Raw genomic sequence first — 23,741 nt, 5'->3', positions numbered from 1 at the left:
TTACTATATTAATATTCCGCTGAAAACAGTTCTGCCGTTACCTTACCAGGGACGTCATACCCTTTTGCACGATTTTCTTTCCCTGTATGTCTATCCCTTCGGCGATCCACAAATAAGTCTCCACCGGTTGCGCTACTCCTTTGAACTTCCCATCCCATCCTGCATTCGCATCCTGTGTCGTAAAGATCAGGTTACCCCACCGGTTGTAGATACTGAAATAATGGAATTCGGCAATCCCTACCAGGATCGGTTTCAACACATCGTTGGTACCGTCTCCATTCGGCGTAAATACCGGGGGCACATATATGTTGATCGCGTCAAACTTCATTCTTGCCGGGCTGCCATATACGATGGACTTGCCGCCAACGGTCGCCGTCACCAGGACATTTCCCGGTGTTTTGCTGGTTAAAAAAATGGTCACATCGCCGTTCGCATCGGTCTTCCAGGGTCCGGGAGTAATGATCTGTGCGTTACCGGAGTCGATAGTGAAAATGACTTCCTGCCCGTCCATTACATTCCCCGCGCCATCGACGATATGCGCCTTCACGCTTGTCCATCGCTGTCCGTCTGCCAGTGCCTCATAAACAAGCACGATAAGAGCTGTCTGGGGATTGGTCACATCCGGCAGATTGACGAAAGTTACCGGCTGAGGGCTTTTATAAATCGGTGTTTCCAAGCTTAAATACATGATGGTAGCCTCTATCATTACCGTACCACCAAGGGTACTGGTAATGGACGTTTCGATATTGCCAAAGTCATCCGTCAGTAAGCTTATAGTTTGTACATTTCCTTGCAGCTGTGGCACACCGGGAGTGATCGTTCCTCCGGTTATGATATTGAAGGTCACCAGTGTATTTTTCACCGGGTTGCCATTGATATCGGTAATATGTGCATTAACCTTGTCAACTTCGGTTCCGTCTGCCAGCGACTTATCTTTTGTTACCGTTAATAGGGTACCGTTGTCAGGATCACTTGGATCTACAGGTACCGGGGGGCCGGCTAAAAAAGTCACCAATTGGGGACTTCCGAAAATAGGTGTCGCCGCCCCGTTAAAAAGAATCGAAGCGCCTATGTTCACTGTTCCGGCCTTTAGGCTGGTGATGTTTACGGTTATATTTCCCGAAGCATCCGTCGGTAAGGTGATAGTCTGCACATTGGTCTGCAGTTGGGGCGCCCCTGAGGCGATGGTTCCGCCCGTCGTTATGAAGAAGGTTACCATAACTCCTGCTCCAACCGGGTTGCCTTTGTTATCGGTAATGTGGGCATTTACCTGGTCATTATCCAATCCATCGGCAATGGCCTTATCTTTTGTTATCGTTAATTGCGTATGATCACCACCGTTCGCCCCACCGGGGTTACCCCCGCCAGGATTACCCGGATCTCCGGGGACTCCCGGGTCAGGAGTCGAGGTTACAAATTTTACCATAACGGCGCTATTGCTAATGGTATTTCCATTGACCGTTGCCCCAATCATCACCGTACCGGTCGTTATGTCCGTGATCGTAAGATAGATATCGCCATTATTATCCGTAGTTACTGTTCCACCTCCGTTCAAAACGGCGTTGGCATTTGCCGTTCCTCCGGGCCATACGCTGAAATTCAGCGTTACGGTCTGGTTTTTGGCTATGTTGCCGTATTTATCAACCAGATGCGCGTGTACTTTATCGGTACTAACGCCATCTGCCGCCGTACTCGGCACATCCACAATCAATGCCGTCTCGGGTCTGGAAACATCAGGAGGGCCCGCAACAAAGGTTACTGTTGCAGGGCTGCCATTTACAATTGGCCCTGAAGGAACGGTTGCCGTCAGTGTTACGTCACCAGCCACTTTACTGATCAGGGAAATGATGGCATCTCCGTTGCTGTTGGTGGTGGCAGTGAAAACCCCTCCCACAAAATCGGCTACGCCGGATGCGATGGTAAAAGTAACCGTTTGATTAGCCACCGGATTGCCGTTAGGATCAACCAGATGAGCTAATACACTGTTCTGATCACTATAATTGGCTATCGAACCGCTGAAATTCGGTTGAATATAACTTGGGCCGCCCGGGTTTAGATTTGGTGGATCTGCCTGGCTAATAAAAGTCACGTCCACACTGCCGTAAAGCACCCCTTCGATAAACACCTGAACCGTTTGATTCCCGGCTACCGAGTTGGAGAGAGCGAGATAAGCGTCCCCATTGGCGTCTACCGGTATATTCGGAAACAACCCATTACTGCTGAACGTAACTATTCCTCCCGCCGGAAGAGGCGTAACATGCACCTTAACGATATCCTGTTTGTTTCCGTCCGCAAGCGCACGATTTTTGATGATGGTTATGGTTACCGTATAAGGGGGAATATCTTTTACTACCGGTTCCCCGATGGGAGAAGCAACTAGTTTTACGGATGATCCCAGTATAAGAAAAAGTGCCCCGGCCAGCGCTGGAATGAACCTTCGGCGAAACTGGTCCTTCAAAAAAGGCAATAAGGGTTTTATATCAGGTTTCATGGTTTATTGGGTTTCAGGGGGGCGGATAGGAAAAAATAATTCGTAGAAAACCTTATGATCAGAAGAATATCAGGAGCAAGAAGACTGTAGGGTCCGTTGCACGAAGAAGGGTTCTCGTTGTTTAGTCCGGTTAGGAATGGCTATCATAAAATTGGTTTTTAAAGAATTGGATTTAGGTTAATTCAAGTAACACTTAACTAATCCTTTATAAAAGAAATAAACCATATTTTATTGTTTAAGCCCTTATATAAATTTAATCATAATAAGAAATGAACAATATTTAACCTATATAAGATGCGGCTAATCACCCTATTTGTCCTATATAGTAGATACTGGAATATTTTGAGTATTTCCCCGGGCCTGTTTACGGAAGGCGGAGGTGCTCAGGCCTTTATACTTGCCCTTATTCGTTATAGGAAAGTTGTTCCTGCTGTTTTTCCAATACGTTGGCAAATAATTCACCATCCAGCAGATCTTTAACTGACCGTATAATGAAATCCGGGGTATAACCATATTGGTCAAGATCACTTTCGCTGGTAACGCCCGACAAAGTAAGAACCGTGGTAAAACCCATCGATCCGGCTCCCAGGATATCGGTTCCCATGGTGTCGCCGATCATGATCGTTTCATCTGTAGAAAGCCCCAGGATCTTTCTTGCCATCCGCATCATGACAGGACTGGGCTTCCCAACGCTGAAGGCCTTTTTACCGGTGGCAAATTCCAGCATGGACACAAAGGCGCCGCAGCCGGCCCTGTATTTTCCATTGCCAACAGGACAGTTGGGATCCAGGTTGGTGGCGATCAATTTGGCACCGGCCATAATCATGTTGATGGCTTTATCGACCGATTCCAGCATGATCGTGCGCCCCTCTCCTATGATCACATAATCGGGATGATCGTCTACGATGGAATACCCGATATTATGCAGTTCGGTAAGCAACCCGCCCTCTCCGATCACATAAGCGGTTCCCTGCTCCTTTCGCGACGCCAGGTAACGCGCCGTTGCCATGGCACAGGTAAAGACATCTTCGTCTTCCACGCGAAAACCCATTTTTCGCAGTTTATAACAGACATCCCTGTTCGTACGCTGGGAGTTGTTGGTTAAGAACAGGAAGGGATATCCTTTATCCCGCAGGTTATTGATAAACTCCACCGCACCGGGTATAGGCTCGCTGCCTTTATAGATTACCCCATCCATGTCGATTAAAAAGCCTTTCTTTTCCATAGTAGTACATTTTTCTTTTTATGATTAGTAGAAGATCCGGTCGATGGCAAGAAAAGTTGAATGGCAAGGAAAAGCTGAATGGCAAGAAAAAGTGAAATAACAAACATAAGCGGGATGGAAGCAAGAGTCAGACAAGGATGCAGGTTGCATCACAGCAATTCAATCGGAAGGAGATAATAATTAAGAACTTATGCTGCAAATGTACGAATTCTGTGCCAAAAACGAGCCAACCTGACATATTATTGTTATGTTAACGGGTAATACAGAAAAGAAATGCCTCGTCGGCGCTTATAGAGAACTATCGTCTGCGCCCCCGCCGGCCGGGCTTTATCAACCTTAGCGCAAAATAACTCCCGGTCAGAAAAATAAGTGCTGCCAGGATCCTGTCTGCAATATCCTTATCTAATAAATCCCCGCCACCCATCCGGATAATACCCACCATAATATATCCGGCAATAATTGTTGCTGCCAATAATCCAATGGGAAGAAGCAATAGGATGCCCCAGTTCTTCGAGCGGAGGATAATGCCCTGGAGGATAAAAAAGAAATAATTGCCGATGAGCAGAAATTTTAAATAATACCACCAACTGGTTCCTTTTTGGTTCCCGAAAACAACAGGGTGATTGCCGATATAAATAGAATACAGCAGGGTGAAAAGGCCGTAAACGATCATTAAAAGCAGGGAGCGGTCAAATTTCATTTTTTAGTGAATTAATTCCTTCTGAACCTCAAAAGTAAATGCAAAATCGATTAGAAAATGAGTTTAGGTGTGAATACCTATATTTGCGCTTTTCAATTTTTCATTTTCCAATGAATTTTACAGAATCTTCCCTGACCAGGCTGGCCATTCATTTTACCGGCAACAAACAAAACGGACAAGCCTTGCTGCTGTCCAAACAGGAACAGGGGCTGGACCCTGAAAGCCGGGAAAAGATAACCCCGCTCCTGCTGAACCGTTTCCAAAAAGAATTTGAACGCTACTCGTTCCATCATCCATCCTCGCTGGAATTCAATGAGGTTTATAATTTTTCGAACAAGGCTTTCGAAGATCCTGAAATTTTTCATGAGCAGACCCAGCGTATGGCCTCGCATCTGTACGAGTCGGCCCTGCACCCAAAGATCAAACCGGGAGAGTTATATATCGCCTTTTTTAAGGATATCCTGATCGAGGATGACCGGATGGACGCTATCGGGCTTTTTAAGGCGGAGACCAAATCCTTGTTTGCCGATATCGACCCCAGTTCGGAAGGGTTGGCCTTCACCCTGAAAGAGGGAGCCGAACTGGCCAGGATCGACAAAGGCTGCCTCATCCTTAACCGGGAGAAAGAAAAAGGGTTCGAAGTCCTGATCTTCGATGGGAACGGAAAGGGAGAGGAAGCGCAATATTGGAAGGATAAATTCCTGGGGGTGCTGATCCAACAAAATGAATTCCTGCACACCCAGGAATTTCTGACGATCACCAAAAACTATGTAACGCAACACTTACCCGGTGAATTCGAGGTTTCCAAAACGGATCAGATCGATATACTGAACCGGTCCATGGATTATTTTAAAACCCATGACAGTTTCTCCAAAGATGAGTTTGAAACGGAAGTGCTGCATCACGATGACTTCATTCAATCCTTCCGGAAATTCGATGAACAATACCGGACGACCCATGAACTGGAACCGAACCCGGAATTCAGCATCTCACCACATGCCGTTAAACAACAGGCAAGGGTCTTCAAAAGCGTCATTAAACTGGATAAGAACTTTCATATCTATATCCATGGTGATAAACAACTGATCGAAAAAGGCTATGACGAAGACCTCCGGAAACATTTTTATAAGATCTATTTCGATCAGGAAACCTGATAATTCATGAATTATTGATTTACCATTTTTAAGGAAGCTTCGCTGTAACGTCCACCTGTATTGGGGTAACGGGCAATCAATTCATCAATGGTCCTCAGATCTGCGGCTTCAAGGGTTACATCAACAGCTCCGGCATTATCTTCCAGGTATTTCCTTTTTTTAGTACCCGGGATAGGGAAAATATCTTCGCCTTGTGTAAGAACCCAGGCCAATGCCAATTGGGCAGGCGTACAATTCTTACCCGCAGCGACGGCAGCAAAACCTTTTACCAGCTTCAGGTTATTATCCGCAAATTCTTCCTGGTAACGGGGTAATGTTTTTCGAAAATCGCCTTCCGTCAGGTTATCTGCACTTTGTGTATTGGTAACCAATCCCCTTGCCAGCGGTGAATAGGGTACAAAAGAAATACCCAATTCACGGATCGTACCCAGGATCTCTCCTTCCACATCCCTGGTTATCACCGAATATTCACTTTGCAATGCAGTTATCGGATGTACGGCATGCGCCTTACGGATGGATGCCACAGAAGCTTCACTGAGGCCCAGATAGCGGACCTTACCTTCCTTTACCAGTTCTGCCATGGCCCCGACCGTTTCCTCAACCGGTACCGAAGGATCGATCCTGTGCGCATAATAAAGATCGATCGTGTCGATCTTCAGCCTTTTCAGACTTAATTCAGCAGCCTTTTTTATCCAGGCCGGGGAGCAATCAATATAGACACCAGCAGAAATATTTGGCCCTGCCTCCCCTTTAAAACGAAACCCGAATTTGGTCGCAATAAAAATTTTATCCCGATTCGGAACCAAAACTTTCGAGATCAGTTCTTCATTTTTCCCATCGGCATACATATCGGCCGTATCCCAAAAATTAATTCCGAGGTCAAGGGCTTTATGCAAGGTAGCAATGCTCTCTTCATCATCAGTTGGACCGTAGGCATAGCTCATTCCCATACAGCCCAGCCCGAGGGCAGACAATTTTTCATCTGTTTTTCCTAAATTTCTGTATTTCATATCCAATAAGTTTTATAAACCAAAATTAGACCGATCCGGGATTTCCGGTTTACACGAATCAAACGGATCCTTATAAAAATCAAACAACCAGTAATCAATCAAATAACCGGGTTCCGTATTGCTCCGGGAGGGATCCCGGTATGCTTTTTAAAAAAATTGGTAAAATAGGCCGGGTATTCGAAACCCAGACTATAAGCTACCTCAGCGATATTCCAATCGGTATGTTTTAACAAGGCCTGTGCTTCCCTGGTTATCCTTTCCGCGATTATTCCTGTGGTGGTCTTACCGGTAATTTCCTTTACGGAACGGTTGAGATGATTGGGGTGGACGGACAAATTTTTGGCATAATCATTCGCGGTTTTTAACCGCAAGGCGTTTTCGGGTGTATCGATCGGGAATTGTCTTTCCAGTAATTCCAGGAATAAAGAAGTGATACGGGCCGGAGCATGGGTATTTTTCTCAAAACTTACCGCAGGCTGCATTTTCATCGCCTCATGAATGATCAAATGCAGATAATTCCGCAGGAGATCATATTTGTGCACATACTGAGTTTCCAGCTCATCCAGCATCTGTTCGAAAACAGTTTTTATCTTTTGTTGTTGTTTGTCATCTATAAAAAAAACGGGATTTCCGCCAATCTTAAATAGGGGGGAATCCTGTAATGTAGCCTTCTTTTCGTCCGGGTGAACAAACGCTTCTGTAAATAAACAAAAATAGCCTTCCTGAATTTCCGAAACAGCTTCCCAGGAATAAGGAATTACCGGATTGGAAAATAACAGGGCAGGCCGGTCGATAGAGATCCATTTATCGGCATAATGCAGTTTGCCCGTCCCAATGATCAGGGAAACCTTATAAAAATCCCGGCGGCTATAGGTCGTGTTCGGATGACAGGCATTGCGGGGAAACACATTAAAATGCCCCAATCCTGCATTGTGTAAACCCAGCCCCGCTGGATTTGCCTGCGGAACGCGGTGATAGAACTCCTCAAGGGTTTCTGCTTGTTTCATATCCTAAAGTTATAAAATTCAAATATTCTATCTTCCTTTTTTTCTTATCTGCCACAAAATAATTGGCTTTAAGGTGGGATGATTCATTTAAAAACGAAATATGGAATCAGCGGAGAAAAAGAATTGGAGATTGTTTCTAAAACCCTGACAATACTTTTGAAGAAGGTATATCTTTTATCCCTGGAACCTCACTGGCCGGAGCCTTCCTGATCATTTCCTTTCCCATAACCAGGGGATAATGATCTATTGTCTCAAATACATTCCGGGAATCACTTTTTAGGAGGACAATAAATTTTGCCAATGAATCCACATATTGCGGCCGGACAAACATCCGGTCATGTGCCAAAATAACAATCGTATTTGGCTGGTTAGTGGTTTCACTGGAAAATTTCGAATTGACTTCTTTCACCATATCACCAGCACTTTGTTTGGGGGTTGAATTTCCCTTACGAGACCATTCCACATCCCAACCGATAACCTTATATCCCATCGAGTCCAACATTTTACGCACGGCCATCGTTGATCCTGTTCCTTTATTTTCTCCATCCCCGACCCAGGCATTGTTACCCGGAAGCCGGATGATCCTCGCAGGTATCTGCAGCAGCGCCTGGGCCTTCATCAGGTCTTCAACGGCGCTGGCAGGATGCGCATAATATTTTTTATAATTGTTCCGGAAGGCATGGGAGTAACTATGATTGGCGATTAAAAATTCAGGGTAACTTTTTCGCAAGGTGTCTACCATACGTACCCGCAAAGGATCGATTTCCATATGCATACCGACAAGAAAGAAGGTGGCTTTTATTCCCTGTTTACGAAAGACATTGGCACAATTAGTCGTTCCCGGAGGTTGGGGTGCATCGTCGAATGTCAGATAAATATATCTTTTTGCAGAATCAAAATGAAAGGCTGAATCCTTTGGAGAAAAAGGCAATGCCGGATGATGACCGGATACAAGACTTTCTTCTGCGTTCGTTGCCGGTTCTTGTCCCTCTTTTTTGGGTCCGCAGCCGGTAATTAAAAACAATAGCAGGAGCCCCACAGGCAAAAGGGGCCAGACAGGTATTTGTATATTTTTCCTCATCAACTTCCAGTCTTACTTTTCTCTCAATTATTTCTTCGGTATGTTGGTTGTCCAAAGAATCATGAAAGAACATTCACGGAAAAACAGGCATTCTGCCATTGTCTTTAAATCAGCTAATACCTGGGTATACAATTTATTCTTTTTTCCCGGGATTTTCCTGATTCAGCGTACCAAAGATTGCCTGAAATTAAAAATTAACATTGGTGAAAATGCCCTGCCCTATCATGCCCTATCCATTCACCACATGCTGAGGAGTGCCGGAAAGCGCTTGTCTGACATTATCAAACGTTGTTTGCATGATCCGCTGGCGGGCTTCCCAGCTCATCCAGGCATTATGGGGTGTAATCCAACAATTAGCCAGGGAGATCAGGGGGTGATCTGAAGGAGGAGGTTCCGAGGCCAGGACATCCAACGCTGCTCCCGCCAAAAGCCCGCTTTGTAAAGCAGCGGCCAGATCGGCTTCCCGGATCAATTGTCCCCGGGCGGTATTGATCAGAAATGCCGAAGGCTTCATGAGTGAAAGGATCTCCGTATTGATGAAGGAATGATTTTCAGGTGTTAAGGGACAATGCAGGGAGATATAATCACTTTTTTCAAACACCTCCTTCATGGAAACGGGTTTAGCCCCTGTCGCAGGAATGGCCGGATCCAAAGAAGCGGGAGCAGGTTTCCCGGACCGGGTATAATAAAGGACATTCATCCCAAAAGCCTGGGCAATCCGGCATACCTGCCGGGCAATCCGGCCGAAACCAATGAGTCCCAGCGTCTTTCCTCTTAATTCCATGAGGGGTGTCTCCGCAAAACACCAGTCGATCGCCCCCTGCCACTTCCCCTCCCTTACGCTTCGGGCATGTCTGCCCACCTGGTTGGATAATTCCAATAATAAGGCAAAAGTATGCTGAGCGACAGAGTCCGTACCATATTCCGGCACATTACAAACGGGTATGCCGCGTCGGCGGGCCGCCTGGATATCCACCACATTATAACCGGTCGCAGCTACTGTAATCACTTTCAGGTTAACAGCTCCATCTATCGTTTTTTCATCCAGCGGCGTCTTATTGGTAATAATAACATCTGCTTCGCGGCAACGTTCCCTGACCTCGCCGACCGGCGTCCTGTCAAAATAAATGACTTCTCCCAATGCATCAAAAGATTTCCAGCTCAGGTCTCCGGGATTTAGCGCATACCCGTCCGTGATAATGATCTTCATAGTCTCAAAGATAACTGTTTCAATTTTTTAAGGCAAAAGCCACATAGGCATCTCCGGACCGGGTGCCTAATTTCCCTCCTCCGCAGGCAATGACGATATACTGTTTGCCATTCACCGAATAGACAGAGGGCGTGGCAAACCCAGGATCGGGCAGATCAGCCTGCCAGAGCATCCTACCGGTCCTTTTAGAAAAAGCCCTTATCTTCCCGTCACTCGTCGCAGCGATAAAAACAAGCCCTCCGGCAGTCACTACCGCTCCCCCATAGTTCTCCGTTCCGGTGATCACTCCTATTTTTTTAAACTCCGGGTATTCTCCCAGAGGTACCTTCCATTCAATTTCACCCGTATTCAGGTTAATGGCATTTAATGTACCCCATGGCGGCTTGATAGCGGGATATCCTTCCCGGCTCAGGAATTTATTATATCCCGTAATCGTATAAGGCAGATTACGGAAAGTATCGACCGGTTTGGAGATGGCAGTAAAAGCCCGTTGTTGCAGGGCTTTGTTATCAAGGAGAAAGGACGCAAGCGCAGTCCTTTCCTCCCCGGATAATTGTTTGAAGGCAGGCATCATTCTCCGGCCGGTCCCGATGAGCTCAACGAATTGTTGTTCATTGTATTTTTTACCGGCTCCCAGTAAGGAGGGATAATTACCGCTCCCTTTCCGCCCGGGTCCATGACAACTTAAACAGTTCTGCGCATAGAGCTGCCGGCCCGCCTCCAGAAAAGTCTGTTTTTGGCCCGTCCCTGGTGTCAGTTCCTTCATGGTTATGATCCAGGGCATCTCATTGGCATTGACATATAAGATCCCCGTAGCCGGGTCAAAAGCAGGGCCTCCCCATTCAGCACCCCCATCGAGCCCCGGCAGCACTACCGTACCTTCTTTAGAAATCGGGTTGAACATATTACCCGTGTGATATCCTTTCAACCTGTTCTTTAGTTCCTGTTGGGAGGAATCGGAAATCAGGTCGTTGATGTCACCCACTCCAAGGGTTTGGCGGACAAAGGGTTTGGGTAAGCTTGGGATAGGTTGGGTAGGCCAAAGTTTCTCCCCTGTTATATCGGTATGAGTGGGAACCGGTACTTCTTCCACCGGAAAAAGAGGTTTTCCCGTCTCCCTGTCAAGCAGGAATACAAATCCCGTCTTGGTCGTTTGTGCAACCGCATCTACCTGCCGGCCGTCATGCATTACGGTTACCAGCGCAGGCGGAGTGGGAAGATCCCTGTCCCAGGTATCGTGGTGTATCTGCTGAAAATGCCAGATCCTTTTCCCGGTGGCCGCGTCGAGAGCCAGCAGACAATTGGCAAAAAGACCCTGCCCCTTACGCCGTCCTCCATAAAAATCGAAAGATGCACTCCCCACCGGGGCGAACAGCATTCCTCTTTTTTCGTCCAGGCTGAACCCGGACCAGGAATTAGCGCCCCCGATATGCTGCCAGGCAACGGGGTCCTCCCAGGTATCATACCCAAATTCCCCGGGTTGGGGAATGGTATGAAAGATCCATTTAAGCTCACCCGTCCTGAGGTCATAAGCCCGTATATGTCCAGGAGCGGCATCGCTACCTTCCGACACCCGTGTTCCCATGATCAGCAGATTTTTAAATACAACACCCGGAGAGGTTGCTGCAACATACAGATCATGGACATCCTGCCCCAAACCGTCATGTAAATCAATTTTCCCTCCGTTTCCAAAAGAAGGGATCAATTTACCCGTGTTGGCATCCAAAGCATATAATTTAGGACCGGCCGTATAAAAAATACGACGATCTTCTCCTTCGGCCCAGTAGGTTACTCCCCGGTTATTATTCAGGATAAAATCCATAAAAGACCTGTTCTGATTGGAATCCTGGGGATTAAATGACCATTTCTGCCTGCCGGTTGCCGCATCAAGTGCAAACACTACCAGCCGGGGAGACGTTCCATACAGGACGCCATCCGCCATTACCGGTCTGCATTGGATTTGGGAGTGATTCACGGTGTCGGCATCACCGGTATGATAGGTCCAGGCTATCTGCAAATTTTGCACATTGGAGGTATCTATCTCCGTGAGAGAAGAATAATGCGCAGAAGGATTTTCCTCTACCGGGGAAGAACAGGCCGCCAGGAATAAAATACAGACAAAGCAGCCGTCCCTGAAACAGAAATGTTTCATTAGTTTATTTTTAAATAATCTCCTTTTTATAAATGTAGTTACTGTGGTTAAATCCGGCTCAATTACACTCCCAGACTCCATCCGTCCCTATAGTTCCTTTTCACGAATTGATTGGCCTCCTCAAAATTGGTCACTTTCATACTGGGGCCATCCCATAATAATTTTATATGCCGGCCGGGATAATCGAATCCTTTTCCGTCTGCCTTTGGTTTGCGGACATCGTAACTCCGGATCGCAAGATTTCCCATCAATACCGTTTCGGTAAGCGGACCAGCTATCTTAAAATTCGAACTGAGGTTCTTTTCCTTATCCGAGCCATATCCTGCTATAGCGGCTTCCACCCAGGCTGCGTAATGCCCGTCATCCCCTCCAGGAACACGGGCAATGGTCTGAGGAACAACCGTCTGTGCCGTTCTTGCGGTTGGAAGTAATTGAGGGTTTTTCCCATAAGTCCCACACATCATCTTACCCTTCGTACCGATAAAATAGGCGCCGTTGCCGCCGTCCCCGAATATTTCATTGGGACCAAGTTCCTGGGGCCTTTCCGGTTGAATGCCGCCATCCATCCAATGTAATTTCAGATCCGGCCTGCCATTCTGTTTGAACTTCAGCGTAATATGCGAGGACGGGGGGCAGCTTTCCGGGAAATATCCTTGTTTGAATTCACCGACATATACGGATCCTACGCTGCATTCAGCTTCCGTAGGATAACCCAGCTCAAGTACCTGGAAGGCAGGCGCAACAATATGACAGGCCATATCGCCCAGGGCGCCGGTACCATAATCCCACCAACCGCGCCAGTTGAAAGGAATCAGGTTATCTGCATATTCTTTATAAGGTGCAGTTCCCAGCCACAGATTCCAATCCAGTTCTGCGGGAATATCTGCCTTTTTATCCGGCCATGGAATCCCTTGCGGCCATACTGGCCTGTTAGTAAAACAAAAGACTTCGGTAACATCCCCGATCACACCAGCCCGATACCAATCGATCAGTTGCCGGACCCCGTCCCCGGAACCACCCTGGTTGCCCATTTGTGTCACTACTTTATAGCGGGTAGCCGCCTGAGTAAGCATACGGGCTTCATAGATATCATGGGTGAGGGGTTTCTGCACATAAACGTGTTTGCCCAATTGCATAGCAGCCATCGTTATTACGGCATGCTGATGGTCCGGAGTCGATACGGAAACCGCATCGATGGACTTATGCTCCCTGGCCAACATCTCCCTGTAATCTTTATAATATTTTGCTTTGGGGAATTTTTTACGGGTATTCAGCGCCCTTCTGTCATCCACATCGCATAATACAGCGATTTCCGCTTTCCCGCTCTCATAAAATTCGGAGATATCGCTTTCTCCTTTACCTCCAACTCCAACCGATGCAATGACTAATTTATCGCTGGGAGCAATGAAGCCTTTCCCACCCAGAACATGTCTGGGTACAATGTAAAAACCGGCGGCAGCCAGTAAACCTTTCCTTAGAAAATCACGCCTGGAATCATTGGTTGCTACTTTCTTTTTCATACAGAGATCATACCCCTGGGTTTGGTTTTCAGCGGGGACCTCCTAAATTAGGTTTTTTTTCAATCCAACTCTTTTACCGGCAGGTAATTGGAGGTAATACTTAATGGAATTTTAATTTAAAGGCAAGGAGTCGGACCATGGCATGGTCAGCTGTTTTTTTCCAGCCAATACTTCTTTAACCGCAGTGATCAATTCCTCCGGGGCGGCGTCTTTACACAAGTATCCGGAAGCACCTGCTTTCAAAGCCCTGACCGCATAATTTTCTTTTGGATAAAGACTGAGGATCAATATGGAGATGGCGGGGAAACTCCGCCGGATCCTGCGTAAGGTATCCAGACCGCCCCTGTCCGGCATAGGCAGATCGGATATGATCATATCCCATTCCGTATTTTTTATTTTTTCCAGCCATTCCTCTCCCTCTTCTATTTCTTCGATTTGTGCAGTTGGATATTCCTCCGTTAATATTTGCCTGACGCCCTTCCTGATGATCGTATAATCATCAGCCAGTAAGATCCTGATCATAATTAAACAAATTTCGTTAAGAATTGTCAGTACAGGTTGAAACAGGGGAGCTACTAAAAGGATGCCTTAGCCGGGATAACAAACAGATACCAAATTAAAGGTAATTATTTACATTACATAATTAATAAGCCTGAAAATCGGCTGGCAGCCGCCTTCTAAAAACTACCAGGGTGAAACAAACCGATGATTTTTATTTAAAAAAAGACGAACCGGTGAAGGGTTGTTTGCTCGCTTTGCGGGGAATCATTCTTTCCCAGGACAAGGAAATCTCAGCCACCTTGAAATATGGGATGCCTTTTTTCTGTTACAAAGGAAAAATGTTTTGTTATTTATGGGTTCATAAAAAAAATCATCAGCCTTATATCGGACTGGTTGAAGGAAAATATCTCGATCATCCATTCCTTATCAGGGAAAAACGCTCGCGGATGAAAATCATGCTCTTCGATCCGAATGAGGATCTGCCTGTAACAACCCTTAAAAACATTTTACAGGAAGCGCTTCAGTTGTACAGCACAGGGGTTGTCAAAATATCTGTTTAATTTCCTTATATTTACCGTAATTCCTTACCGGATAAGGCCGGAATCCTTTAATAATACCCCTCTTCGTAAGTTTTTTGTAAGTGCATGATTTGCAAAGGGAAAAACATGGCACACGATTAGATTAAGGGTCAGAACACCCTATTACATTCAATCCCTTTTTTAGTGAAAAATACGTCTATCCAAGAGCTGTTATCTCATCTCAGAATATTCCTTCCGGGGGATAATCTCCTTCGTAAATATGTAAATGAGAAACCTCCCCTCCGAAGCGAGCTGTTCAGCGCCGATCAGATGGCCCAATATGGTATTGCACTGGCCGGAAGGCACCAGTTGGTTTCGGGACGGGCTCCCAATGAATTACTGAAGCGCCTCGCCAATAATGAGGAAGTCCTGCTGGAAGTCCACGATCTGCTGACAGATGCTTTAAAAGAAAGCAACCGGATCATACCGGCCGGCGAGTGGCTGCTTGACAATTTTTATCTCATCCAGGAACAGATCCGAACCGGCAAAAAACATTTGCCCAAGGGATATAGCGAAGATCTGCCTCAGTTATCTAACGGCCCATCCGCCGGTTTGCCGCGCGTATACGATATCGCCGTGGAGATCGTCTCTCATAGCGACGGACGGGTGGACCTGCAAAGCCTTGAGCATTTTATTAACGCCTACCAGACGATAACTCCCCTCAAACTGGGAGAGTTATGGGCCATTCCGATCATGCTCCGGCTTGCCCTGATCGAAAATCTGCGCCGTTTGGCTACCCAGATCGCCATCGACCGGATCAATCAGAATCTGGCAGAACACTGGGCCGAGCAAATGACGGAGATAGCCGAAAAAGATCCTAAAAGCCTGATCCTGATCATTGCGGACATGGCAAGATCAAACCCTCCGATGGTTAGTTCCTTTGTAGCGGAGCTTACCCGGATGTTACAGGGGCGGGGACCCGCCCTGGCCCTGCCGCTCACCTGGATCGAACAGCGTTTATCCGAAACCGGGCAGACCAGCAATGAACTGGTTCAGGCCGAGTTCTTTAAACAGGCAGCCGACCAGGTTTCCATGAGCAACAGTATCGGCAGTCTTCGTTTCCTGGGAACGACGGACTGGCGTGAATTTGTGGAAACGACAAGCATCGTTGAACAAAAGCTCCGGGAAGATATCGGGCAGACCTATTCCGGAATGGATTTTACTACCCGGGATCATTATCGCCATGTTGTGGAAAAAATTGCCCGATTTGGCGCTTTATCAGAACTGGAGACTGCAGGTCTTGCCATTCGTCTGGCAAAAGAAGCCGCCCTCCGTAACGGAGAAGAGGACAGGACGGCTCATGTTGGTTTTTATCTGGTTGGCAAAGGGCTCCGGAGGACGGAAAAAGAAGCAAAGATGAAACGTCCGTATAAGGACCGCCTGGAAAAGATGGTCCGGCATTTTCCTCTTTTCTTCTACGCATTTGCCATTACATTCACTACACTGGTTATCGCCTTTGGCTTTTTTACCAGGACACATGCACATGGAATACCGAGGCCCTTGCTGGTATTGGTCAGCCTTTTATCTATCATTTGCGCCAGCCAGCTGGCAGTGACCCTTGTCAATTGGATGATCACCTTTCTGATCCAACCCAGACTCCTTCCAAGAATGGACTTTTCAAAAGGGTTACCTCCGCAGTGCAGGACCCTGGTTATTGTCCCTACGATGTTCAATAAGGAAACTGAACTGGAAGAATTGCTGGAAGACCTGGAAGTCCGTTTCCTTGCCAACAGAGATGAAAAATTACATTTTGGACTCCTGACCGATTTTGCAGATGCCTCCCAGGAAACCCTTCCGGAAGATGAACCCCTCCTGGACTTTGCGAGAGAGAAAGTAGAGACCCTGAATAATAAATATGGAAGTACCGGAAATACCATTTTTTTTCTTTTTCATCGCCCACGTCGTTGGAATGCACAGGATAAGATCTGGATGGGTTACGAACGTAAGCGGGGTAAACTCACCGAATTAAACAGTTTATTGCGGGGCGAAGGGAAAGACCGGTTCACCCTGATCGTTGGCGACGACTCCTTATTTCGCGCCATCAAATATGTCATAACGCTGGATACCGACACACAACTGCCAAGGGATGCAGCCTGGAAAATCGTCGCGGCCATGGCCCATCCGTTGAACAGGGCTCTCTATAATGAAAAGGAACAACGGGTAACCGAAGGATACGGAATTCTGCAACCCAGGGTAGACACGAGCCTTACCGGATCCAGCCGTTCCCGCTATGCCCGTCTTCATGGCAATGACCTGGGTATCGATCCCTATACGCTGGCCAGTTCGGATGTATACCAGGATCTCTTTGGAGAAGGTTCTTTCATCGGCAAAGGAATTTATGAAGTAGATATATTTGCCAAAGGTCTGAACGGACGGTTCCCGGAAAACAGAATCCTGAGCCACGATCTGCTGGAAGGATGTTATCTCCGTTCAGGATTGCTGAGCGACGTTCAGTTATATGAAGAATATCCTTCGCGTTACAGCGCCGATGTTAAACGCCGCCATCGCTGGATCCGCGGAGATTGGCAGATCGGTACCTGGTTCCTCCCTTTTGTACCCAACGAAAAAAGGCATCTTCGCAAAAACCCGCTCACCGGTTTTTCCCGGTGGAAGATCTTTGACAACCTTCGCCGGAGCATGGTGGCCCCTTCCCTGATTCTGCTGCTATTATTAGGGTGGACAATATTGCACGATGAATTATTCTGGACAGTATCGGTCATCCTGCTCATCATCCTGCCGCCCCTGATCATTACCGTTTGGAATATACTAAACAAACCAAAAGAAATATCTCTACAGCAGCATATCGAAGATTCCATCGATTCCATTACCAATTATCTCGTCCAGGTCGCTTTTACCATCATCTGTCTTCCGTATGAGGCTTTTTATACCCTGGACGCTATCATACGCACCAACTGGCGAATGATCGTCAGTCATAAAAAATTACTGGAATGGAATCCTTCCCGCAATTCAGGGAACGGAGGGCCAGAGAACCTGTCTTCCACTTTCCGTACTATGTGGATAGGGCCTTTCATAGGGGTATGCGTCCTGCTTTATCTGATCATCGTATCCCCGATAAATGTGATCACCACGTTTATTTTACTGGGTCTCTGGATCGCCGCCCCTTTCATCGCCTGGTGGTTTAGCCGGCCACTTGAATCCCCTACGGCCGACCTTAAAACCGAACAGATCCTTTTTCTCCGGCAATTGGCCCGTAAAACATGGTCCTTCTTCCAGACCTTCGTAGGTCAGGAGGATAACTGGCTTCCACCCGACAATTACCAGGAACATCCCGTGGAAGTGACAGCACACCGCACTTCCCCAACCAATATGGGTCTTTCCCTGCTGGCCAATCTGGCTGCCTGGGATTTTGGTTATATAACTATCCGGCAATTCAGCCAGCGGACTATCCAGTCCCTTAATACGATGCAGAAACTGGAACGTTTTCGCGGGCATTTTTATAACTGGTATGACACGGTCAGTTTGTTACCGCTCCCTCCGCGATATATTTCGACTGTCGACAGCGGCAATCTTGCCGGGCACCTGATCACGCTCCGTCAGGGGATTCTTACCCTGACGGATCAAAAAATATGGAGAACTAAATTCCTGGAAGGTTTGCAGGATACTGCCGGACTCCTGGAAAAAGAAGTAAAAGACAAAACGTTGGTCCGGGCTTTTAAAAAAGAGCTTGCCGACTTTCTGGAACTGCCCCCTGCCGGTTTAACTGCGGTTAAAACCTTATTGGAGCAACTGGCTGTTTCTTCTACCCGGATCCTTTCCGGTCCCGATATGGATCGCGACACGGAAGGCTACCGGTGGGCAGAAGCGCTTACCCGTCAGATTCAGGACCATTCGGAGGATCTTTATCTGCTGGCCCCCTGGTTATTATTACCGTCTCCCCCTCCCGGATTAACCACCATCGTGCTTCCTGAGGGTATCCCCAATCTGCGGGAGCTGGAAGGAGTCGAAGCGGCCTGGTCCCCTGAGATCGACAATCATTTGACCCTCGCAACATCCGCTGAGGAAAAGGAATGGCTAAACCGTCTGAAAGAAACCCTTACGCGAGCCAAACGGATCGCCAGGGAACAAATACAGATCCTCGATCAGATGGGGTCCCAATGTCTTGGCTGTGCGGATACGGAATATGATTTCCTCTACGACAAGGCCCAGAAATTACTGACCATTGGTTACAATGTGGACGAAAACCGGCGGGATGGCGGATTCTATGACCTCCTGGCGTCAGAAGCCAGGCTGGGAATCTTCGTTGCCATCGCGGAAGGTAAATTACCGCAGGAAGCCTGGTTTGCCCTTGGAAGGCAACTTACGAATGTGGGAGGCGCCTCCATTCTCATTTCCTGGAGCGGATCCATGTTCGAATACCTCATGCCCCTGCTGGTTATGCCTGAATATGAAAGTACTCTCCTGGACCAGACCAATAAGGCCATGGTACAAAGACAGATTGAATATGGAAATCTCCGTAACGTATCCTGGGGAATATCTGAATCAGGATATAATATGGTGGATGCCCATCTGAATTACCAGTACCGTGCATTCGGTGTACCGGGGCTGGGTTTAAAAAGAGGACTGGCAGAAGATCTGGTGATCGCTCCCTATGCCACGGTAATGGCCCTGATGGTTGCCCCGGAAAAAGCCTGCGAAAACCTGGAACAATTATCGGAGGAAGGGTATGAAGGAAAGTATGGTTTTTATGAGGCTATCGATTATACCCCATCCCGTTTGCCCAGGGGACAAACAAACGTGCTGATCCGCTCCTTTATGGTTCACCACCAGGGAATGAGCCTGCTTTCCCTGGCCCATCTCCTGCTGGATAAACCCATGCAAAAACGATTCGGATCGGAGCTTTCTTTCCAGGCAACCCTATTATTACTCCAGGAAAGGATTCCCAAAGCGACAGGCTTCTTTTCGCCGCCTGAAGATATCCCAGATACCACGGTAGCCTCAACAGATACGGCTATGAGGGTCATCAACACACCCGATACCCCTTCGCCGGAAGTGCAGTTATTATCGAATGGCAGATATCATGTAATGGTAACTCATGCGGGGGGCGGATACAGCCGTTGGAAAGATATGTCCGTTACCCGTTGGCGGGAGGATTCAACCTGTGACAACTGGGGAAATTTCTGTTATATACGGGACCTTGAAAATGGAGGTTACTGGTCAGCCGGTCATCAGCCTACCCTTAGGGCGGCTAAGAGTTATGAAGCAGTATTTTCACAGGGGCGGGCCGAATTCCGCCGCCGGGACAATGATATCGAAACCCATACCGAGATCGTCGTTTCACCGGAAGATGATATCGAGATGAGAAGGATACATCTGACGAACCGTTCCCGGAAACGGAGGTCTATCGAAGTTACCAGTTATGCGGAGGTGGTACTTACGTCCGGCATCGCCGATGCCCTCCACCCAGCCTTCAGCAATCTTTTTGTAGAGACCGAGATCCTGCAGGACCGGAACGCGATCCTTTGCACCCGCAGGCCCCGTTCCGCAAACGATCCAAGTCCCTGGATGTTCCACCTGATGAAGGCGCATGGATCGGATATCAAAGAGGTGTCTTATGAAACGGATCGCCTGCAATTCATCGGACGGGGAAATACCATCGCCGACCCGCAATGCATGAATCAGCCGTCCCTGTCAGGCACACAGGGTCCTGTGCTGGATCCTGTCGTCGCCATAAGATACCGCATCACACTTAATCCCATGGAATCCATCACCGTCGATATGGTCTTCGGAATGGGAGAAACCCGTGAGATCAGTATGGGGCTGATTGAAAAATATCAGGACCGCCACCTTACCGACCGTGCCTTTGAACTGGCCTGGACCCATAGCCAGGTAGTACTCCGGCAGATAAATGCCTCGGAAGCCGATGCCCAACTCTATGGTCGGTTAGCCAGCTCCGTTATTTACGGTAATTCCCTGCTCCGGGCAGATCCTGCCATCCTCATCAAGAATCACAGGGGTCAATCCGGTCTTTGGAGTTATTCGATCTCCGGGGATCTGCCCATCGTACTGGTCCAGATTGAAGATCCGGCCAATATCGACCTGGTCAAACAAATGGTTTATGCCCATGCCTATTGGCGGCTGAAAGGGCTGATCGTAGACCTCGTTATCTGGAATGAAGATCACGGCGGTTACCGGCAGTTGCTGCAAAGCCAGTTATTGGGCCTGATCAGCGCCGGTATTGAAACGGATATTGCAGATCGCCCCGGCGGCATTTTTGTCAGAATATCTGATCAGATCTCCGGAGAGGACCGCATCTTACTTCAAACGGTAGCCCGTATCGTGATCTCGGATACCAAGGGCACGCTGGCCTACCAGGTCAATAAACGGAATATGGTCAAACCCATTATTCCCCGCCTTATACCCAAACAACCCTATTTCCCGCAGATTGAAACGCCCGCAGCTTTACCCGGCAATGCCGGTCTGCAGTTCTTCAACGGGCTGGGAGGATTTTCCGCCGACGGAAAAGAATATGTAATTACGACCTCGAGAGGAAAGGTAACACCTGCTCCGTGGATCAATGTACTGGCCAATGCGAATTTCGGAACGGTGATTTCAGAGAGCGGCCAATCCTATACCTGGTTGGAAAATGCGCACGAGTTTCGCCTGACACCCTGGAATAACGATCCTGTCAGCGATCCTGCCGGAGAAGCCTTTTACATCAGGGACGAAGAAAGCAGCATCATCTGGTCACCCGCACCACTTCCTGCCAGAGGCAAATCTTCTTATACGACCCGCCATGGATTCGGATACACCGCATTTGATTACTCGGAAGATGGCATCCGCTCAGAAATGAAAGTTTACGTCGATGTGGAGGCTGCCGTAAAATTCACGGTCATTAAGATCCGCAATAAATCCGGCAGGGAACGCAAACTTTCCCTGACAGGCTATGTGGAATGGGTATTGGGAGACCTGCGTCCCAAATCCGCCATGCATGTCGTTACCGAGATCGATCCTGCCACCGGAGCCCTGTTTGCCAGGAATCCGTATAATATAGAATTTGCAGGACGTGTGTGTTACTTCGACGTTAATGAAGCCACACGCACTTTTACTGCGGATCGTTCCGAATTCATAGGACGCAACGGAAGCCTTCGCAGCCCTGATGCCCTTTCCCGGGTTCGTCTCTCCGGAAGAACCGGAGCCGCACTCGATCCATGCGGGGCCTTACAGGTAAGTATAGAACTACCTGAAGAGGGAGAGAAAGAAATTATTTTTTTACTGGGAGCTGCCAGGAATCCCCAGGAAGCCAGCAACCGTGTCAGCCAATTCAGAGGTAGCGCCGCAGCCGCCCAGGCCATGGACAAAGTGAACCAGTTTTGGCAAAAAACCCTTGGCGCCCTGCAAGTGGAATCTCCGGATCCGGCTCTGAATCTTCTGGCTAACGGATGGCTGCTTTACCAGACCCTGGCTTGCCGGATCAGAGGCCGCAGCGGATTTTACCAATCGGGCGGAGCTTTCGGATTCCGCGACCAGTTACAGGACATGCTGGCCATGCTGCATACCGCTCCGGAGTTGGTCCGCGAACATCTGTTGCTTTGTGCGTCGCGCCAGTTCAAGGAAGGGGATGTACAACATTGGTGGCACCCACCGACAGGAAGAGGTGTGCGTACCCGTTGCTCGGATGACTATCTCTGGCTGCCCTTTGTAACAGGTCGTTATGTGCATCATACCGGTGACATCAGCGTGCTCGATCAACCCGTTTCTTTTCTTGAAGGGCGTCCATTGAATCCGGAAGAGGAATCCTATTATGATCTGCCCGGCCGCTTTGATCAATCTTCCAGCCTGTATGACCATTGTATACGGGCCATCCGCCACGGGCTTCGTTATGGCGAACACGGGCTGCCCCTCATGGGCTCCGGCGACTGGAACGATGGCATGGACAAGGTGGGCATTCATGGTAAAGGGGAAAGCATATGGCTCGGTTTTTTCCTGTATTCTGTACTCATGCGGTTCAGCGAGATCGCTCATCTCCGCAATGATGTCGCTTTTGAAGAAGAATGCCGGAAAGAAGCGGCGCAATTAAGCGCAAATATTGAAAAACATGGATGGGACGGGCATTGGTACCGCAGGGCCTATTTTGACGATGGAACACCCCTGGGCTCTTCCGGGAACGAAGAATGCAGGATCGATTCCATTTCCCAAAGCTGGTCCGTTCTATCCGGCGCCGGAACTCCTGAGCACTCCGGGATGGGCATGGAATCCGCAGATAAATACCTGGTCCGACGGGAAAATTCAATCATTCAGTTGCTCGATCCCCCATTTGACAAATCAGCCCTCGATCCGGGCTATATCAAAGGTTATGTACCCGGCGTAAGAGAAAACGGCGGTCAGTATACACATGCGGCCATATGGCTGACTATGGCATTCGCCGCCCAAAAGGATAGCAAACGGACCTGGGAACTATTCAATATGATCAACCCGGTAAATCATGGCAGCACTCCGGAAAAGATCGCCACCTATAAAGTGGAACCTTATGTCGCCGCAGCGGACGTCTATTCCATAGCGCTCCACAAAGGTCGCGGTGGATGGACCTGGTATACGGGATCCGCAGGATGGATGTACCAGCTTATTTCGGAGTCGATATTGGGGATCGTGAAGGAGGGGAACAACCTTCGTTTTGTTCCCTGCATCCCTGCCGCCTGGGTTTCTTTCAGTCTTCATTATCGTTTTAAGGAAACAACCTATCATATTACATTCATACAAAAGGAAGATGCAACGGAAAACATCCTTTCCCTGGATGGAGTCAGACAAACCGGCAGCAGCGTACCTCTCTCCGACGACCGTCTCGAGCATACGATTGAAATAACAATCACCAGGATGGCCGTAGCAGAAGGACAGAAATTATTATTGCCGGTAAAGGAGTAACTATTCCGGATAAAACCAGGTAACCGAATCCTGCAGCAGAGGTCCCGGTCAAGGGACTTCATCTGCAGGATTCTTAGCTTTCGGTCAAGGCACCCTTCCGGCCAAGGCACTCTGCCTGCCGTACCGTCTCTGCCGCGCTATGCCTGCATTCCTGCAATCCGAATAATATTGTCATTCGTACAATTATTGTTAATTCCCGTCAATAAGATGTTAAAATCCGGTTGTATAAAGT

General features: G+C 48.1%; 13 protein-coding genes. 3 read left to right on the top strand and 10 right to left on the bottom strand.

What is annotated here, in order from left to right; translation table 11 throughout:
* Positions 1–37: 37 nt before the first annotated feature.
* The 3 genes from ACX0G9_RS01410 to ACX0G9_RS01400 all read right to left on the bottom strand — a co-directional run bounded on the left by ACX0G9_RS01410 (position 38) and on the right by ACX0G9_RS01400 (position 4,416).
* A complete protein-coding gene (locus ACX0G9_RS01410) occupies positions 38–2,491 on the bottom strand; it encodes an Ig-like domain-containing protein (protein WP_459063050.1) in 2,454 nt (817 codons plus the stop codon).
* A 403-nt stretch (positions 2,492–2,894) separates the two neighbouring features.
* A complete protein-coding gene (locus tag ACX0G9_RS01405; protein ID WP_459063049.1) occupies positions 2,895–3,716 on the bottom strand; it encodes an HAD-IIA family hydrolase in 822 nt (273 codons plus the stop codon).
* Positions 3,717–4,014: 298 nt separating this feature from the next.
* Positions 4,015–4,416 carry a hypothetical protein gene (locus ACX0G9_RS01400; RefSeq protein ID WP_459063048.1) on the bottom strand — a complete coding sequence of 134 codons (402 nt, stop codon included), beginning with the start codon at positions 4,414–4,416 and terminating at the stop codon, positions 4,015–4,017.
* Positions 4,417–4,526: 110 nt separating this feature from the next.
* Here ACX0G9_RS01400 and ACX0G9_RS01395 point away from each other — a divergent pair, with 110 nt between their 5' ends.
* Positions 4,527–5,570 carry a nucleoid-associated protein gene (locus ACX0G9_RS01395; protein WP_459063047.1) on the top strand — a complete coding sequence of 348 codons (1,044 nt, stop codon included), beginning with the start codon at positions 4,527–4,529 and terminating at the stop codon, positions 5,568–5,570.
* Positions 5,571–5,581: 11 nt separating this feature from the next.
* Here ACX0G9_RS01395 and ACX0G9_RS01390 read toward each other — a convergent pair whose 3' ends face one another.
* The 7 genes from ACX0G9_RS01390 to ACX0G9_RS01360 form a co-directional block, all read right to left on the bottom strand.
* Positions 5,582–6,580 (bottom strand): aldo/keto reductase, encoded by a 999-nt coding sequence (locus ACX0G9_RS01390; RefSeq protein WP_459063046.1) that lies wholly within the window; start codon positions 6,578–6,580, stop codon positions 5,582–5,584.
* A gap of 98 nt (positions 6,581–6,678) precedes the next feature.
* A complete protein-coding gene (locus tag ACX0G9_RS01385; RefSeq protein ID WP_459063045.1) occupies positions 6,679–7,587 on the bottom strand; it encodes a helix-turn-helix domain-containing protein in 909 nt (302 codons plus the stop codon).
* A gap of 136 nt (positions 7,588–7,723) precedes the next feature.
* Positions 7,724–8,668 (bottom strand): polysaccharide deacetylase family protein, encoded by a 945-nt coding sequence (locus ACX0G9_RS01380; protein ID WP_459063044.1) that lies wholly within the window; start codon positions 8,666–8,668, stop codon positions 7,724–7,726.
* A 229-nt stretch (positions 8,669–8,897) separates the two neighbouring features.
* Positions 8,898–9,878 carry a D-2-hydroxyacid dehydrogenase gene (locus tag ACX0G9_RS01375; RefSeq protein ID WP_459063043.1) on the bottom strand — a complete coding sequence of 327 codons (981 nt, stop codon included), beginning with the start codon at positions 9,876–9,878 and terminating at the stop codon, positions 8,898–8,900.
* A gap of 19 nt (positions 9,879–9,897) precedes the next feature.
* Positions 9,898–12,030 (bottom strand): outer membrane protein assembly factor BamB family protein, encoded by a 2,133-nt coding sequence (locus ACX0G9_RS01370; RefSeq protein ID WP_459063042.1) that lies wholly within the window; start codon positions 12,028–12,030, stop codon positions 9,898–9,900.
* Positions 12,031–12,092: 62 nt separating this feature from the next.
* A complete protein-coding gene (locus ACX0G9_RS01365) occupies positions 12,093–13,550 on the bottom strand; it encodes a Gfo/Idh/MocA family protein (RefSeq protein WP_459063041.1) in 1,458 nt (485 codons plus the stop codon).
* A 111-nt stretch (positions 13,551–13,661) separates the two neighbouring features.
* Positions 13,662–14,072, bottom strand: coding sequence for a response regulator (locus ACX0G9_RS01360; RefSeq protein ID WP_459063040.1), 411 nt, complete (start codon positions 14,070–14,072; stop codon positions 13,662–13,664).
* Between the two features lie 170 nt (positions 14,073–14,242).
* Between ACX0G9_RS01360 and ACX0G9_RS01355 the strand changes: the two genes are divergently transcribed.
* Together ACX0G9_RS01355 and ACX0G9_RS01350 are read left to right on the top strand one after the other, a co-directional pair.
* Positions 14,243–14,611 carry a DUF1801 domain-containing protein gene (locus tag ACX0G9_RS01355; protein WP_459063039.1) on the top strand — a complete coding sequence of 123 codons (369 nt, stop codon included), beginning with the start codon at positions 14,243–14,245 and terminating at the stop codon, positions 14,609–14,611.
* 162 nt (positions 14,612–14,773) lie between these two features.
* The gene (locus tag ACX0G9_RS01350; protein ID WP_459063038.1) at positions 14,774–23,509 is read left to right on the top strand and encodes a GH36-type glycosyl hydrolase domain-containing protein; all 8,736 of its coding nucleotides are present in this window, start codon (positions 14,774–14,776) and stop codon (positions 23,507–23,509) included.
* Positions 23,510–23,741: the final 232 nt, after the last annotated feature.

Source organism: Flavitalea flava (assembly GCF_054461575.1).
This window is presented reverse-complemented; position numbering and strand designations above follow the sequence as displayed.